At 64.9% G+C, this 16,106-nt stretch carries 18 protein-coding genes; 15 read left to right on the top strand and 3 right to left on the bottom strand.

All coding sequences use genetic code 11. From position 1 onward, the window contains the following. From rplX to GS424_RS12290, 15 genes are all read left to right on the top strand, one after another. Positions 1-321 carry a 50S ribosomal protein L24 gene (gene rplX / locus GS424_RS12360; protein WP_154333785.1) on the top strand — a complete coding sequence of 107 codons (321 nt, stop codon included), beginning with the start codon at positions 1-3 and terminating at the stop codon, positions 319-321. A gap of 127 nt (positions 322-448) precedes the next feature. Continuing rightward, positions 449-1,000 (top strand): 50S ribosomal protein L5, encoded by a 552-nt coding sequence (gene rplE / locus GS424_RS12355; RefSeq protein ID WP_154333786.1) that lies wholly within the window; start codon positions 449-451, stop codon positions 998-1,000. A 106-nt stretch (positions 1,001-1,106) separates the two neighbouring features. Beyond that, a complete protein-coding gene (locus GS424_RS12350) occupies positions 1,107-1,292 on the top strand; it encodes a type Z 30S ribosomal protein S14 (protein WP_101723122.1) in 186 nt (61 codons plus the stop codon). 107 nt (positions 1,293-1,399) lie between these two features. Continuing rightward, entirely contained in the window at positions 1,400-1,798 is a 399-nt protein-coding gene (gene rpsH, locus GS424_RS12345) for a 30S ribosomal protein S8 (RefSeq protein WP_154333787.1), read from the top strand. Between the two features lie 16 nt (positions 1,799-1,814). Beyond that, entirely contained in the window at positions 1,815-2,357 is a 543-nt protein-coding gene (gene rplF / locus GS424_RS12340) for a 50S ribosomal protein L6 (protein ID WP_160942739.1), read from the top strand. A 36-nt stretch (positions 2,358-2,393) separates the two neighbouring features. Further along, the gene (gene rplR / locus GS424_RS12335; RefSeq protein WP_154333789.1) at positions 2,394-2,762 is read left to right on the top strand and encodes a 50S ribosomal protein L18; all 369 of its coding nucleotides are present in this window, start codon (positions 2,394-2,396) and stop codon (positions 2,760-2,762) included. A 15-nt stretch (positions 2,763-2,777) separates the two neighbouring features. Beyond that, positions 2,778-3,305: a 30S ribosomal protein S5 gene (gene rpsE / locus GS424_RS12330; protein ID WP_154333790.1), complete on the top strand. Its 528-nt coding sequence runs from the start codon at positions 2,778-2,780 to the stop codon at positions 3,303-3,305. Then, entirely contained in the window at positions 3,305-3,496 is a 192-nt protein-coding gene (gene rpmD, locus GS424_RS12325; protein ID WP_154333791.1) for a 50S ribosomal protein L30, read from the top strand. Before rpsE ends, rpmD begins: the two co-directional genes overlap by 1 nt. A gap of 144 nt (positions 3,497-3,640) precedes the next feature. Beyond that, positions 3,641-4,090, top strand: coding sequence for a 50S ribosomal protein L15 (rplO, locus tag GS424_RS12320; protein WP_160942740.1), 450 nt, complete (start codon positions 3,641-3,643; stop codon positions 4,088-4,090). Continuing rightward, positions 4,084-5,364, top strand: a complete 1,281-nt coding sequence (secY, locus tag GS424_RS12315) for a preprotein translocase subunit SecY (protein ID WP_154333793.1) — start codon at positions 4,084-4,086, stop codon at positions 5,362-5,364. Before rplO ends, secY begins: the two co-directional genes overlap by 7 nt. Positions 5,365-5,599: 235 nt before the next feature. Further along, positions 5,600-6,226: an adenylate kinase gene (locus GS424_RS12310; protein ID WP_101723114.1), complete on the top strand. Its 627-nt coding sequence runs from the start codon at positions 5,600-5,602 to the stop codon at positions 6,224-6,226. Positions 6,227-6,366: 140 nt separating this feature from the next. Further along, positions 6,367-8,499, top strand: coding sequence for a cytochrome C oxidase Cbb3 (locus GS424_RS12305; protein WP_244977541.1), 2,133 nt, complete (start codon positions 6,367-6,369; stop codon positions 8,497-8,499). 71 nt (positions 8,500-8,570) lie between these two features. Further along, positions 8,571-9,299 (top strand): glucosamine-6-phosphate deaminase, encoded by a 729-nt coding sequence (nagB, locus tag GS424_RS12300; RefSeq protein WP_160942742.1) that lies wholly within the window; start codon positions 8,571-8,573, stop codon positions 9,297-9,299. Positions 9,300-9,351: 52 nt separating this feature from the next. Next, the gene (gene nagA / locus GS424_RS12295) at positions 9,352-10,476 is read left to right on the top strand and encodes an N-acetylglucosamine-6-phosphate deacetylase (protein ID WP_160942743.1); all 1,125 of its coding nucleotides are present in this window, start codon (positions 9,352-9,354) and stop codon (positions 10,474-10,476) included. Between the two features lie 261 nt (positions 10,477-10,737). Further along, positions 10,738-12,150: an L-cystine transporter gene (locus tag GS424_RS12290; protein WP_160942744.1), complete on the top strand. Its 1,413-nt coding sequence runs from the start codon at positions 10,738-10,740 to the stop codon at positions 12,148-12,150. Here GS424_RS12290 and GS424_RS12285 read toward each other — a convergent pair. The 3 genes from GS424_RS12285 to GS424_RS12275 form a co-directional block, all read right to left on the bottom strand. Further along, on the bottom strand, positions 12,147-13,304 hold the full coding sequence (locus GS424_RS12285) for a GGDEF domain-containing protein (RefSeq protein WP_160942745.1): 1,158 nt from the start codon (positions 13,302-13,304) through the stop codon (positions 12,147-12,149). The two genes, GS424_RS12290 and GS424_RS12285, sit on opposite strands and share 4 nt — an antisense overlap. Positions 13,305-13,505: 201 nt before the next feature. Then, positions 13,506-14,882 (bottom strand): ROK family protein, encoded by a 1,377-nt coding sequence (locus tag GS424_RS12280; protein ID WP_154333799.1) that lies wholly within the window; start codon positions 14,880-14,882, stop codon positions 13,506-13,508. 4 nt (positions 14,883-14,886) lie between these two features. Next, the gene (locus GS424_RS12275) at positions 14,887-16,101 is read right to left on the bottom strand and encodes an AGE family epimerase/isomerase (RefSeq protein WP_160942746.1); all 1,215 of its coding nucleotides are present in this window, start codon (positions 16,099-16,101) and stop codon (positions 14,887-14,889) included. Positions 16,102-16,106 lie beyond the last annotated feature (5 nt).

The following is a 16,106-nucleotide window of genomic DNA, read 5'->3' as shown; positions in this document are numbered from 1 at the left end:
ATGAATAGCATGAACATCAAAAAGGGCGATAAGGTGAAGGTCCTGTCCGGCAAGGACAAGGGCAAGGAGGGCGTGGTCCTGCATGCCCTTCCCCAGAAGGAACGCGTCGTGGTCGAGAAGGTCAACGTCGTCAAGAAGGCGCTGCGTCCCACGCAGCAGAACCCGCAGGGCGGCATCTCCTCGGTCGAGGCTCCCATCCACGTGTCGAACGTGATGCTGGTGTGCCCGAGCTGCAAGCAGCCCACGCGCGTGAGCAACAAGCGCGACGAGAACGGCAAGAAGGTCCGCGTCTGCAAGAAGTGCGGCAAGGACATCGCCTAGTTTGCGAAGGTGGCGCGGCGCTTCGGCGGCGTGCCCCTTCGAGCAATGACCCCCGCTGGCCACAAGGTCGGTTGGGGACGCAGGGTCGGAAATCCTGCGTTTAATTCATCGAAAGGATTAAGGACATATGACTGCTCCTCGCTTGAAGGAAAAGTACACCAACGAGATCGTGGCCAAGCTCGAGAAGGAACTGGGCCTCGATAACGTGAACAAGGTTCCGCGTCTTGAGAAGATCGTCGTCAACATGGGCGTGGGCGCCGCTGCGGCCGACCACAAGCTGCTCGACGCCGCCATGGGCGACCTGCGCATCATCACGGGCCAGCAGCCCTGCGTCACGCGTGCCAAGAAGTCCATCGCCGGTTTCCACGTGCGCGAAGGCCAGCCCATCGGCTGCAAGGTCACCCTCCGCGGCGACCGCATGTGGGAGTTCCTCGACCGCCTGCTGGCCACCGCGCTTCCCCGCGTGCGTGACTTCCGCGGCATCTCGCCGACCAGCTTCGACGGCCGTGGCAACTACACCATGGGCGTGACCGAGCAGCTCATCTTCTCGGAGATCGACTACGACAAGATCGATCGCACGCGCGGCATGGACATCACGTTCGTGACGTCCGCGCAGGACAACGACAGCGCGTTCGCACTGCTCGATGCGCTGGGCTTCCCGTTCAAGGACAAGGAATAACAGCCGCGAAACCCCACCCAAGGCTGTCGCTGGCAGCCTGCGCTGCAAGTGCACTCGAGCCCGTCCGGATGATCGGACGGGCTGGATATAAGAAAGAAGGATTTGCATGGCTAAGAAATCGATGGTCGCCAAGGCCAAGCGCGAGCCGAAGTTCTCGACGCGTCAGCATAACCGCTGCACGCGCTGCGGACGTCCCCGCGCCTACTACCGCAAGTTCGGCCTGTGCCGTATCTGCTTGCGCGAGTTGGCCAACAAAGGCGAACTGCCCGGCGTGACCAAGGCGTCGTGGTAGGCGCTACGACGGACTACGCTCGGGTGTGCCACGGTTCAGGCGGAGGCGTTATGGGCGCCGACGAACCGAACCGCTAGGCTCATCACGGACCAAAGGAGAAAATCACTATGACCATGACCGACCCCATTGCAGATATGCTTACGCGCGTGCGTAACGCTAACTCTGCCGGCAAGCCGACGGTTTCCATGCCGTCGAGCAAGAAACTTGTCGAGATAGCCCGCATCATGCAGGAAGAGGGCTATGTCCAGGGCTACGACGTCGTCGAGGGCGAGCCGCGCGCTACGCTCGAGATCACGTTGAAGTACGGCGACAAGAAGGCCAAGACGATCCGCGGCATCAAGCGCATCTCGAAGCCCGGCCTGCGTATCTACGCGGGCAAGGACGAGCTGCCTCGCGTGCTCGGCGGCCTCGGCACGGCGATCATTTCGACGAGCAACGGCGTGATGACCGATCGCGACGCCCGCAAAAAGGGCGTTGGCGGCGAAGTCATCGCCTACATCTGGTAGGAAAGGGAGGTTTGATATGTCTCGTATCGGCAAACAGCCCGTCACCGTTCCTGCCGGCGTCGATGTGACCATCGACGGCAACACCGTGACGGTGAAGGGCCCGAAGGGCGAGCTCACGCGCAGCTTCCCCTCCATCATGATCATCAAGCGCGAGGGCGACGACGTCATCGTCGAGCGTCCGGACGACACCCGCGAGGCGAAGGCCTACCACGGCCTCGTGCGCACGCTCATCGCCAACATGGTGGAAGGCGTGTCCACGGGCTTCACCAAGAAGCTCCAGCTCGTCGGCGTCGGCTACCGCGCCGCGCTCAAGGGCAAGGACCTGGAGCTGCAGCTCGGCTTCTCGCATCCGGTTTCCATCGAAGCCCCCGAGAACATCACGTTCGAAGTCCCGAGCCAGACCGAGATCATCGTGTCCGGCCCGAGCAAGGAGCAGGTCGGCCAGGTGGCCGCCAATATCCGCAAGTGGCGCAAGCCTGAGCCGTACAAGGGCAAGGGCATCCGCTACGAGGGCGAGCTCGTGCGCCGTAAGCTCGGCAAGGCCGCTAAGGGCGACTAAGCGTAGCCGCGAACGATTGAGATCGAAGGGATTATCATGAACAAGCTTCAGAAAAAGCAAGCTGCGCTGGCTCGTCGCCATCGTCGCGTTCGCGGAAAGATCGCCGGTACGGCGGCCCGTCCCCGCGTGTGCGTCACGCGCAGCAACTCCAACCTGTACGTGCAGGTGATCGACGACGTCGCCGGAAAGACGATCTGCGGCGTTTCCACGCTCGGCCCGGACTTCAAGGCTACGGGCAAGAACGGCGCGACCGTCGAGGGCGCTGCCGCGCTCGGCGAGATCGTGGGCAAGAAGGCGCAGGAATCCGGTGTCACGGAAGTCGTGTTCGACCGTGGCGGCAACCTGTATCACGGGCGCATCAAGGCTTTGGCCGATGCTGCTCGCGAAGCAGGCTTGAAATTCTAGAAGGGGTTAAGGTCTATGGCTCGTAACAAACAAGACAACGCCGCGGTCCCCGAGCTTCAGGAACGCGTCGTCTACATCAACCGCGTGTCCAAGGTCGTCAAGGGCGGCCGCCGCTTCGCGCTTACCGCGCTCGTGGTGGTCGGCGACGGCAACGGCCGCGTCGGCGTGGGCATGGGCAAGTCCCAGGAAGTGCCGATCGCCATCAAGAAGGGCGTCGAGGACGCGAAGAAGAACATGTTCAGCGTGCCGCTGACGGCCGAGAAGACGCTGCCGCATGAGATCATCGGCGAGTACGGCGCCGGCCGCGTGCTCATCAAGCCGGCTACGCCCGGTACCGGCGTTATCGCCGGCGGCGCGGCCCGTGCGGTCATGGAGCTCGCCGGCGTGACCGACTGCTTCGCGAAGTCGCTCGGCACCGACAACGTGATGAACGTGGTCAAGGCCACCGCCGAGGGCCTCAAGAGCATGGAGAGCCCCGAGCAGGTCGCGGAGCGCCGCGGTCTGTCCGTCGCTCAGATCTACGGCTGGAAGGAGAAGAACTAATGGCTGACGCAAAGAAGACGCTGCGCATCACCCAGGTGAAGAGCTCCATCGGCTACAAGGAGGATCAGGGCAAGACGCTGCGCGCCCTGGGTCTCGGCAAGATCAACCGCACCGTGGACCAGGTGGACAACGAGTCCGTCCGCGGCATGATCTTCAAGGTGAAGCACCTTGTCAAGGTCGAGGAAATCTAGGCTTTTGCTTTATAGCAAGTAAGATATAATGATTCATCGGCGTGCCGCAACGGCGCGCCGATGGTCGATTTACGGAAGTTTGCTGGCGGCGAGCTGCCAGCGCCGGGATGCGTCCCGGACAGCGAAAAGAAGGAGAATCACAACATGGAACTCAAGGATCTCAAGCCGGCTGAAGGTTCGCGCAAGCCCCGCAAGCGCGTGGGTCGCGGTCCCGCGTCCGGCACCGGCAAGACGGCCGGCCGTGGCATGAACGGTCAGAAGTCGCGCGCTGGTGGCGGCAAGGGTGCCGGCTTCGAGGGTGGCCAGACGCCGCTCGCTCGTCGTCTCCCCAAGCTCCCGGGCTTCAAGAACATCAACCACGTGGAGTACCTGCCCGTCAACGTGAAGCGTCTCGAGGAGCTCTTCGAGGCCGGCGACGTGGTGAACGGCGAGAGCCTCAAGGCCAAGGGCGTCATCAAGCATGAGGACGCGCTCGTGAAGGTGCTCGGCGACGGCGAGATCACGAAGGCCCTCACCGTGCAGGTGGATAAGGTGTCTGCTTCGGCCAAGACGAAAATCGAAGCAGCTGGAGGAAAGGTCGAAGAGCCTTGCTAAGCTCGATCATCGATGCATTCAAGGTACCGGAGCTGCGCAAGAAGATCTTGTTCACCCTGGCCATCCTCGCGCTGTATCGTTTCGGCGCGTACGTGCCGGTGCCCGGTATCCCGTTCAACGAGTTCGCGAACTCGTTCCAGGACTCGGGCGTGTCCATGACCATGCTCGACCTGTTCACGGGCGGCGCGCTGTCGAACTTCTCGGTGTTCTCGCTCGGCATCATGCCCTACATCACGGCGTCGATCATCATGCAGCTGATGCAGGGCGTGATTCCCGCCATCGGCCGTTGGGCCAAGGAGGGCGAGACGGGTCGTCGCAAGATCACCCAGATCACGCGCTACCTGACGCTGGGTCTCGGCCTGATCAACGCCGTGGGCTACCTGCTGCTGTTCAAGTCGCCGCAGTACGGCGTGGTGTTCTCGACGGCCGTGCCGGAGGTTCTCACCGACGTCCTCGTCGTGTTCACGCTCGTGGCGGGCACCGCGTTCATCATGTGGATGGGCGAGCTCATCACGCAGCGCGGCATCGGCAACGGCATGTCGCTCATCATCTTCGTGAGCATCGTGTCGCGCGTGCCGAGCGCCATCTTCTCGTCGATGAACCTGACGGCGGACACGGGCATGGGCATCGCTATCACGGTGCTGACCCTGATTGTGGTGCTTGCCTGCATCCCCGCGATCATCTTCGTGGAGCGCGCGCAGCGCCGCATCCCGGTGAACTACGCCAAGCGCGTGCAGGGTCGTAAGATGATGGGCGGCCAGTCCACCTACATTCCCCTCAAGGTGAATGCGGCGGGCGTCATCCCGATCATCTTCGCGAGCTGCCTGATCTACTTCCCGGCGCAGCTGGCGGCCCTGTTCAACGTGGACTGGCTGACGGCGGTGGCGGACGCCATCTCCACCGGCTGGGTCAACTGGATCCTCACGGTGGTGCTCATCGTGTTCTTCGCGTACTTCTACACCTCCATGGTGTTCAACCCGGAGGAGACGGCCGACAACCTGCGCAAGCAGGGCGGCTTCATCCCCGGCGTGCGCCCGGGCACGGCGACGGTGACGTACATCAAGAACGTGCTGCATCGCGTCACGCTGCCCGGCGGCATCTTCATCGCCGCCATCGCGGTCGTGCCGACGATCATCTTCTACTTCACCGGCAACACGCTCATCCAGGCGTTCGGCGGCACCTCGATCCTCATCATGATCGGCGTGGCCCTCGACACCATGAACAAGGTGGAAAGCCAGCTGAAGATGCACAACTACGACGGCTTCTTCAAGTAGGGAACCGTACAAGCGTGCAAGAAGGGGAGGGCCTGCGGGTCCTCCTCTTTCGTTCTTGGCGCAAGATTCTCCCGGGGATGCCCGCGTCGCGCGCCAGAAGGGAGAATGCCCCCCTCTGGTCGAGGTCCCTCCGTTTTCCGGTGGTCTTCCGTGTTTTTGGGTCGGCGATAGTTTCCGGTGCAGGGCTTTGGTACAATACGGCGCATCGATTGTATGTCGAAAGGATTGAACCATCATGAATATCGTGTTGTTGGGGGCGCCGGGTGCCGGTAAGGGCACGCAGGCGGCCAAGCTGGTCGAAGAGTTCGGTACGCCGCATATCTCCACGGGCGACATGCTCCGCGCCGCCGTGAAGGCCGGCACGCCGTTGGGCCAGAAGGCGAAGTCCTACATGGACGCGGGCGATCTCGTGCCCGACGACGTCATCATCGGCCTCGTCACCGAGCGTCTGCAGGACCCGGATACCGAGAAGGGCTTCATCCTCGACGGCTTCCCGCGCACGTCCGCCCAGGCGGTCGCGCTCGACGCCGAGCTGTCCAAGCTGGGCCGCCCGCTCGACGCGGCGCTGCTCGTGGACGTGGACCCCGAGGTCATCGTCAAGCGCCTCACCTCGCGCCGCATGTGCCGCGACTGCAACTACATCGGCACGGCAGCCGACGAGACGTGCCCCAAGTGCGGCGGCGAGATGTACCAGCGCGACGACGACAACGAGGCCACGGTGCGCAACCGCCTCGACGTGTACGAGAAGTCCACGGCGCCGCTGATCGACTACTACCGCGGCTGCGATCTGCTCGTCTCCATCGACGGCGACCGCGACCCGAACGTGGTGTACGGCGACGTGAAGCAGGCGCTGGGCCTGTAAGGCGCGCCGCGCGCGGCTTTTTGCACGCAATCTTGAAGGCGGATGGGGCTTGAGCTGCCCCCTCCGCCTTTTTTCATCTATAATTCTTTACCATTATGCCGACCGTACGCCAGAACATAGCCTATGCCTATACCGGCTTCATGAGCAGGCACCGCCCGGCGGTGATCCACTTCGTCAAGAGCGCGCTCGTCATCGTGGCGATCTCGCTTCTGCTGGAGACGTTCCTGTTCAACATCAACTATTTCACGTCGGCGAACTACAACACCATCTCGCTGAACGACAAGCTCACCTTGCAGGAAACCACCGACGACCAGTACAAGGTGACCGCGGTGAACCACGTGCTGGAGTTCTCGAACCTCAACACCGAGGTGCACAACGTCTGGCTCAATTTCGACTACCTGCAGCCCGCGCAGGAGCTGACGGTGAAGATCCAGTTCACCGACGACGCGCACCACACGTACTTCGACTCCACCGAGTACACGGTGGGCGTGCCGGAGGTGGGGGTGTCCACGTTCAGCGACCAGAGCGAGTACATCAACCTCAACACCACGGGCCTCGTGAAGAACCTGCGCATCGAGATCACCGGCGACGACGTGAGCTATCCCATCAAGTTGAGCGACGTGTGCATCAACGCGCACCATCCGTTCGACTTCAACACGACGCGCTTCTTCGTCTGCATGGGGCTGCTGGCGCTCGTGTTCGCGTTCCGCCCGCGCTCCGCCATCTACCGCATCGGCATCGTCAGCGAGCCGCGCAAGTCGAAGGCCGCCATCATCGCCACGGTGGCCATCGAGGTGTGCCTGTTCAGCTCGTTCATGTTCCTGGGGTCGAACCTCGTGGGCGTCGCCACGCAAAGCTACAACAGCGGCTCGTGGGACGGCAAGAGCCTCATCAACACGTTCGAGGTGGGCGGCGACAACGCGCAGCAGTACGCGGAGCTTGCGAAGGCCATGGCGCACGGGCAGCTGTACCTGGAGGAGGAGCCGCCGCAGTGGCTGCAGGACTCCAACGACCCCTACGACAAGGGCGCGCGCGACGAGATGCAGAAGGAGACGGGGGAGTCCTACCTCTTCGACGTGGCGTACTACGAGGGTCACTACTACGTGTACTTCGGCGTGGTGCCGGTCATCCTGTTCTACCTTCCGTTCTACCTGATCACGGGTGCGAACTTCCCCACGGCCATCGGCGTGCTCATCGCGGTGGTGGCCTTCGTGCTGGGATGCTCGGCGCTGTTGGACCGGTTCGCGCGCTACCACTTCAAGCGGGTGAGCCTGGGGCTGTATCTGCTGCTGCAGATACCGCTCGTCATGTGCTGCGGCGTGCTGTACCTGCTGAAGTTCCCGACGTTCTACTCGCTGCCCATCGCGCTGGGCCTGGCGTTCTCGGTGTGGGGCCTGTACTTCTGGATGAAGGGGCGCGCCTCGGCGGGGCCTGAGAAGTGGTACCTCGCGGGATCGCTGTGCATGGCGCTCGTGGCGGGCTGCCGTCCGCAGCTGCTCGTGCTGTCGCTGCTGGCCTTCCCGCTGTTCTGGCGCACGTACATCACGAAACGCCGGCTGCTCACGCCGCGCGGCGCGCGCGAATTCGGCTGCCTGATCGCGCCCTACCTCGTGGTGGCTGCGGGGCTGATGGCGTACAACCACGCGCGCTTCGGCTCGTTCACGGACTTTGGCGCGAACTACAACCTCACGGTGAACGACATGACGAAGCGCGGCTGGAACGTCGGCCGCCTGGCCCCGGCGCTGTTCGCGTACTTCCTGCAGCCGCCGAGCGCGACGGGCGTGTTCCCGTACCTGCAGCCGGCCCCGTTCGACACCACGTACATGGGGCAGACCATCAAGGAAGTCACCTTCGGCGGCATCTTCGCGTGCCTGCCGGTGCTGTGGGTGCTGCCGTTCGCGCGCCGCATCCTCAAGCTGCGCATCAACCAGCGTTCCACCCGCACCATCGCGGGCGTCATCATCGTGCTGCTGCTGGGCGGCGTCATCGTGGCGCTCGCCGACGCGGAGATGGCCGGCATCCTGCAACGGTACTTCGCCGACTTCAGCTTCATGTTCCTGGCGGCGGTGGTGCTGCTCGTGTTCATCGTGAACGAGAACTTGAAACCGGGTTCCACCGCGCAGAACCTGCTCATGAAGGTGCTGCTCGTGCTCGTGGCCGTTTCGGTGCTGTACAGCACGCTGCTGTGCTTCGTGCCGGAAACGGGTTGGTACTCCGACGTGTACCCTTGGGCATATCGGAATATCATCGAAGCCGCGCAGTTCTGGACGTAGGTTCGCGTTCGCATCGCATCCGTATCCGCATGCGCATTTCCATCCGTTCGATCCGAGAGAAGAGAGGTTCTATGGAATTCATCATCGCCGACAGCACCGAGGATATGAGCCGCCGGGCGGCCGACCGCATCGCATCGTTCGTCGAGGCCGATCCCGCGTGCGTGCTGGGCTTGGCCACGGGCACGACGCCCATCGGCCTGTACGCCTGCCTCGTTGACGATTGCGCGCAGGGCAAGATCAGCTTCGCCGACGTCACCACGTTCAACCTGGACGAGTACCGCGGCCTCGATCCCGAGCACGATCAGAGCTACCGCTACTTCATGAAGAAGCACCTGTTCGACCACGTGGACATCGACCAGGCGCGCACGCACGTTCCCGAGGGCTCGAACCCCGACGCCGAGGCCGTGTGCGCGGCCTACGAGCAGGCCATCGAGGAAGCGGGCGGCATCGACCTGCAACTGCTCGGCCTCGGGCCGAACGGGCACATCGGGTTCAACGAGCCCGAGGACACGTTCCCGAAGGCCACGCATTGCGTCGACCTCACCGAGAGCACCATCCAGGCGAACAGCCGCCTGTTCGACCGCGTCGAGGACGTGCCGCGCCAGGCGTACACGATGGGCATCGGCACCATCATGGCCGCGCGCAGCGTGCTCGTGGTGGTGGAGGGCTCCCACAAGGCGGAGATCGTGAAGCAGGCGTTCTTCGGCCCCGTGACGCCCGAGGTTCCGGCGTCCATCCTGCAGTTCCACCCCGACGCCACCGTCATCGTCGATCCGGCGGCGGGCGCGCTGTGCAAGTAACGCGCTGCGCGATGCCGTCAGCGCCTGTGAGGCAATCATGGAAGGAGCGTGTATGCTCATAAAGAACGGAAGCGTGTTCAACGGCGAGGGCTTCGAGACGCGCGACGTGGCCGTGCGCGGCGACCGGTTCGCAGGAGCGGAAGCGGCCCCGGCCGACGGCGAAGTCGTCGATGCCGCGGGATGCTACGTGATCCCCGGGTTCGTCGACGTGCATTTTCACGGCTGCGTGGGAGCCGATCTGTGCGACGGCACCGACGAGGGCCTCGCCGCCATCGCCCGCTACGAGGCGAGCCGCGGCGTGACCGCCATCTGCCCCGCCACGATGACGTACCCCGAGGACGTGCTCACCGCCATCGTGAGCACCGCCGCTGCGCACGAGGAGGCTGCGGACGAGGCGGCGCTCGTGGGCATCAACATGGAGGGGCCGTTCATCTCGCCCGACAAGATCGGCGCGCAGAACCCCGCGTACGTGCAGGTTCCCGATGCGGGCATGATGCTCCGGGTGCAGCAGGCGGCGGGCGGCCTCGTGAAGCTCGTGGACATCGCGCCGGAGGAAGAGGGCGCGCTCGCGTTCATCGACGAGATGGCGGGGGAGATACGCGTGTCGATCGCGCACACCATGGCCGACTACGACTGCGCCCGCGAAGCGTTCGAGCACGGCGCGCGCCAGCTCACGCATACGTACAACGCCATGCCCTCGCTGCATCACCGCAAGCCGGGCCCCATTCCCGCCGCGTTCGAGCGCGACGACGTGACCGCCGAGCTGATCGCCGACGGCGTCCACATCCACCCCGCCATGGTGCGGATGGCGTTCAAGCTGTTCGGCGACGACCGCATGATCCTCATCAGCGACTCCATGCGCGCCACCGGTTTGGAGGACGGGGAGTACGACCTGGGCGGTCAGAACGTCATCGTGCGCGGCAACCTGGCCACGCTGGCGGACGGGACGATCGCCGGATCGGCCACCGATCTGGCCTCGTGCGTGAAGTGGGCGGTGCGCGAGGCGGACGTCCCGCTGGCAAGCGCCGTCAAGGCCGCCACCGCGAACCCGGCGCGCGCGATCGGCATCGACGCCGAGCGCGGCACTATCGAGGAGGGCAAGATCGCCGATGCGGTGGTGCTCGACGAGAACCTCGAGGTGAAGCACGTCATCCTGCGAGGCAACCTGCTGAAGTAGGCGAGGGGGCGACCCCCTGCCCGTCGAGGAGCCTCCCTTCTCCTTTGCGCCCGCGAACTCTGCGGGAGGAGCGGATTGCGCGGCGGGCGCAACCCACGCATTCCGCAGGTTGTCCCGCCGCGCATAGGTAAGGCGCACAGGGGAGCTCGGAACCCTACCGTTCGGTGACGCTCTTCCTTCGCGTTGGCGGCATTCGGGCGGCGGGGTTCGCTTGCATCCTATACTCTCCTTTTACGTTGAAGCAGAAGGAGAGGCAAGCCTATGTCGATGGATGTCGCGCTACCGACCGTCGGCGTTCTGGCGGTATTCGTCGCGCTGCTCGTCGTGCTCAAGATCATGCGCTCGAAGGGCCTGAGCTTCACGGTGCGGGTGTTCACCGCCCTCGGCCTGGGCATCGTGCTGGGCCTGGGAATCCAGCTGCTGCTCGGCCGCGACGGCGAGGCCGTCACGACGGCGCTCGACTGGATATCCATCGTGGGGCAGGGCTACATCGGCCTGCTCAAGATGCTCGTCATGCCGCTCGTGTTCGTGGCCATCCTCGGCGCGTTCACGCGCGCGGAAGTCACCGAGCACTTCGGGCGCATCGCCGCCGCGGTGCTGGCCGTGCTGCTGGGCACGGTGACCATCGCCGCCATCGTGGGCTGGGGCGCCACGGTGCTCACGGGGCTCACGAACGCAGGCTTCCTCGACGGTGCGACGCCCGATGCCGCGGAGCTGTCGTCGCTCGTCTCCCAGCAAGGGCAGGTGAGCGACCTCACGCTGCCGCAGGAGATCCTCTCGTTCATCCCCACGAACCCCTTCGCCGACCTCGCGGGCATGCGCTCCACGTCCACCATCGCGGTCGTCATCTTCTCGGCCATCCTCGGGGTTGCGTACCTCAAGCTGCGCGACAAGGACGGCGAGCAGGCCGACTTCTTCAAGCGCCTCGTCGACAGCCTGTACGGCATCGTCATGCGCGTGGTGGCCATGGTGCTGGGGCTCACGCCCTACGGCATCCTCGCGCTCATCGCGAAGGTGATGGCCACGAGCGATTACCACGCCATCCTCGGGCTGGGGAAGTTCGTGCTCGTGTCGTACGGCGCGCTGCTGGCGGTGCTGGGCGTGCACTGCCTCATCCTGCTGGCGAACCGCGTGAACCCGGTGACGTACTTCAAGAAGGCGTTCCCCGTGCTGAGCTTCGCGTTCGTGTCGCGTTCGAGCGCGGGCGCGCTGCCGCTCAACATCGAGACGCAGCATCGGGCCCTCGGCGTGGACGGCGCGTCGGCGAACCTCGCGGCCAGCTTCGGCATGTCCATCGGGCAGAACGGGTGCGCGGGCGTGTACCCGGCGATGCTCGCCACCATCGTGGCGCCCACGGTGGGCATCGACGTGCTGTCGCCGGCGTTCTTCGTGCCGCTCATCGTCGTGGTGGCCATCAGCTCGTTCGGCGTGGCCGGCGTGGGCGGCGGTGCGACGTTCGCCTCGCTCATCGTGCTGGGGACGATGGGGCTGCCCATCGAGGTGGTGGCCGTCCTCGCATCGGTCGAGCCGCTCATCGATATGGGCCGCACCGCGCTCAACGTGAGCGACTCCATGGTGGCGGGCATCACCGCCTCGCACGTCACCGGCAACCTCGACCGCGCGGTGCTCCACGATCCCGAAGCGCGCGTGACCGCCGACGCCCACGTGGGCTAGCGCGCGCGACCTTCCTGCGAACGCTTCGCCTTGGCCTCGTACAGCTCCCTGTCTGCGGCGCGGATGAAATCCTGCAGCGTGCGGATGCCGCTTTCGTAGCGAGCGCCGCCGACGCTGACGCGCATCTCGTACGGTGCCCCCGCCTCCTCGTTGAGCTGGGCGAGCTCCGCGTTGAGAAGCGCGCTCGCCGCGACGGCGTCGCAGGTGCCCGGGGCGTCTTTCACGATGATGAACTCGTCTCCGCCGTAGCGCGAGAGGAAAGCCGGCTCCTTCGCGCTGAGGCGCCGCATGGCGTCGGCGACGCGTTGGAGCGCCCGGTCTCCCTCCACGTGCCCGAAGGTGTCGTTGATCTGCTTGAAGCGGTCGACGTCGATGATGAACAGGCAGAGCGTGCGCTCCGCGTCGCGATGCCTCATCTTCTGGGCCACGTACTTCGCCAGATGCGTTCGGTTGTTGAGCTGCGTGAGCGGGTCGAGCGAGATGTTCTGCTCCTGCATGTTGAGGTACACCCACAGCAGCGAGAACGTCATGCCGACGCAGGTGAGCGGCACGCCGGGCAAGGCGGCCTGCAGGCTGATGAACAGCAGGGGAAATATCGCGAAGTAGGTGAGCGTCAGATACTGGGAGCGCAGCGCGAAGTTCTCCTTCTTGAACGCGTTGAACACCGCGTGGACGGCCGTGACCGCGCCGTAGCCGTACACGATGGCGAACTGCACGTAGTACCCGTCTCCCCGCTCGTAGGCGCCGGTCTCGTCGATGGACAGCACCCAACCGGTCGCGGCGGACGACACGATGAGCGCGAACGAGATCATCAGCGGAATCGCGCAGATCAGCAGACCCCGGCGCGTGCGGGCGAAGCGCGAGCGCTGCACGCGTTCGGAGTAGACGAACCAGCAGTAGCTGGCGACGGTGGCGAGGAAGTAATAGGATGCGTTGATGAGGAAGCTGCCGAGGAACCCCACGTCGAGCGCATCGGTCATCACGAAGGTCCAAACGATGTCGAGCGAGAAGGCGGCGATGCCCGCGCAGAGCACCGCAACGAACCAGGTCTGCGTGTCGCGCGATTCGTTGCTCTTGGTCGCTTTGATGGCCAGCAACAGCAGGATGAGCACGCATAGCAGGTTCACTTCGATATACAACAACAGGGGTTGCACGAGCGCTCTCCTCGTTTGCGGGCTCTTGCACGGCGCGGCAAGCTTCGCATAGAAGTATACCGTATTCCTAGGAGTTGGAGGAGGCGCGGATCCCGCAGGGGCTTTTGTCGGCGTTGCCGTCGTGCGGACGGAAAACGAAAAGAGCCGCCGCGCGGGGCGCGCAGCGGCTCGTGTCGATGGAGCGTTGTGCCGGATTACGGCTTAGAGCACGGCCGGCAGGCTCGCGGCGGCCACGGACTGGCCCACGCGGCGCATCATCTCGTCGGGCAGCGTGACGTTGATCTGCGCGTCCAGCTCGGGATGCTCTTCGGCCAGCACGCGGTTGCACTCGCTGATCACGAGGTCGCCGCCCACGCCGGAAGCCACGCGGCCCAGCACCAGGAGCGTCTTGATCTCGTAGAACGCGCTGTACAGCACGAGCGTGTGCGCCAGGTACACGCCGATGGAGCGGAAGATGTCGAGCGCGCCGGCATGGCCCTCGTCGGCCAGGCCCTGCACTACCTTGAGCTTCTCGGCGGGGGAGAGCGTCGGGTCGAGCTCGATGCCGGCGGCGGGCGCCAGCTTGATGACCGCGTCCTGGCTGAAGTACTTGCAGCCCACGCCGAAGTCGCCGGACCACTCGTCCTGCATGGCCTCGGGCGACAGATCGACCGGCGCGAACGCCAGCTCGTTGATCCAGCCCAGCACGTTGCCCTCGTCGTTGACGTAGCCTACGGCCTCGGAGGTGCCCATGGCGATGCCGAGGATGTCGCCCGAGCCCGTGCTCATGAAGCCGGCGAGCGCGGTGACGTCGCCGTCGTTGGCCACCACCAGGGGCACGTCGCCGATCTCCTTGCCGGCGCGGTCGTAGATGCTCTTGACCTCGTCGCGGCGCTCGCGCGGCACCTTGATGAACAGGGAGGCCACCATGGGGCTGTTGCCCACGAACGTGCCGGCGGACGACACGCCGATGGCATCGACGCGCGGCATCTTGGATGCGGCGGTCTTGAACGCCGTCACGATCTCGTTGAAGTGGTACTCCGGATCCTCGGTGACCTTCGGGAACCACACGACCTCTTCGGAGTACACCGACTCGCCGTCGATGACGGCCGACACCTTGCGATCCGAGCCGCCCGCGTCGAAGCCGATGCGGCAGCCCTCCATGTGGCCGCCGATCTTCTTGGCGGCCTCGTTGGCGGCGGGGAAGTCGGCCTCGGAGCAGGCGATGACCTCGAGCGGCTTCTCGTACACGTCGCCCACGAAGCCGTAGTCGAACGCGCGCGCGCCGTCGGGCGCATAGGCGGCCGCCAGCTTCGCCGCGATGTCGTCGCAGCCGCAGAGGTAGACGCGGAAGCCGCCGATGCTCCACAGCTCGAACTTCACGAGGCGCTCCACGTAGCGCAGGTCGGCCTCGGCGAACTCGCCGCCGCGGATGAAGCTCTTGCGCACGGAGATCAACCCGTCCTCGCGTTCGACGGCCACGGCGATGGGCGTGTGCGCGTCCTCGAGGTAGGCGCGCATCCACACGCCGAAGGGGATGAACCCGTCGTCGAGGACGGGAACGTTCTTGATGTCGTAATCGATACCCAGGTAGTTCATGGCGTTAGTCTCCTATCAGCTCGGTCAGCACGCGCTCGGTCATGGACAGCGCGCGGGGGACGTGGAAGGGCCCTTTGAACGTGGAACCCTTGGTGGGCGGCATGGTGGGCAGGCCGTCGCGGCGCAGGTAGCCGTACCATTCGCCGTACTCGGGGTCGGCGAAATGCTGCTTGCAGTAGTCCATCGTCTTCAAAAGCCAGTCCAGGTAGTACTCGTCGCCGGTGTCGCGGTACGCCTTCGACGCGGCGATCATGATCTCGTTGTGGGGCCACCACAGCTTCATGTCGTGCTCGTACGCCTCGGTCGGCAGGCCTTTGGCATCGATGAAGTACAGCAGTCCGCCGTACTCCTCGTCCCAGCCGGCTTCGATGGCCAGGCGGAATATCTGCTCGGCGCTGCGGTGCAGCTCCTCGTCGCCGCGGAAGTTCGCCTCGTCCATCATGAACCAGCTGCACTCGATGTCATGGCCGGGATTGACCACGCGCCCGGCGGTGTACCACAGCTCCGGCTCGCCGTCGAGGTTGACGCTTTCCAGCGTGCAGCCCAGCTCGGGACGGTAGTGCTCGTTCACGATGCGGTCGGTGCACTCCTTGGCGTGGCGGTTGTACTCCTCGGTGTTCGCGGGGTCCACGCGGCGCATGATGCCGATGATGTTCAGGAAGATCATCGGGTCGCCCAGCGCGCGGCCCGACCGCGTTTCGGGGATCGTCTTGGGGCCGAGGCCCGTCGGATCCTCGATCAGGCCGTTGTTGAGGTCGTAGATCATGCGGTACGCACGGCGCGCCCGTTCGAGGTACGCGTCCTCGCCCGTCAAGCCGTAGTACTCGGCGTTGGCGATGGCGTAGAAGCCCTCGGAGAAGCAGTAGCGCCTCTGGCGCAGCGGGCGCCCTTCGGCGGTCACCGTGAAGTACAGGCGGTCGCCTGCCTCGCGGTTGATGCAGTGGTCTTCCAGGAAGTCGAGGCAGCTCTTGGCGGCCGCCATCCATTCCGGCTTCTCGCCGTACAGGCGGCACAGGTGCGAGAACGTCCAAGCGCAGCGGCCCTGCATCCACACGCTCTTGTCGGTGGAGTAGATCTGGCCGGTGCGGTCGAGGCAGGTGTACACGCCTCCGTTTTCCTCGTCCATGCCGTGCTCGAGCCAGAAGGCGACGCAGGCATCGAGCTCCTGGCGGAGCCAGTCGCGCGCCTCGATCAGCTGTGCGGTGGTATCAGCGGTCACGGAGC

It is taken from the genome of Eggerthella guodeyinii, from assembly GCF_009834925.2.
Classification (GTDB): domain Bacteria; phylum Actinomycetota; class Coriobacteriia; order Coriobacteriales; family Eggerthellaceae; genus Eggerthella; species Eggerthella guodeyinii.
The sequence above is the reverse complement of the archived record's forward strand: the minus strand, read 5'-3'. Positions and strand labels throughout refer to the sequence as shown.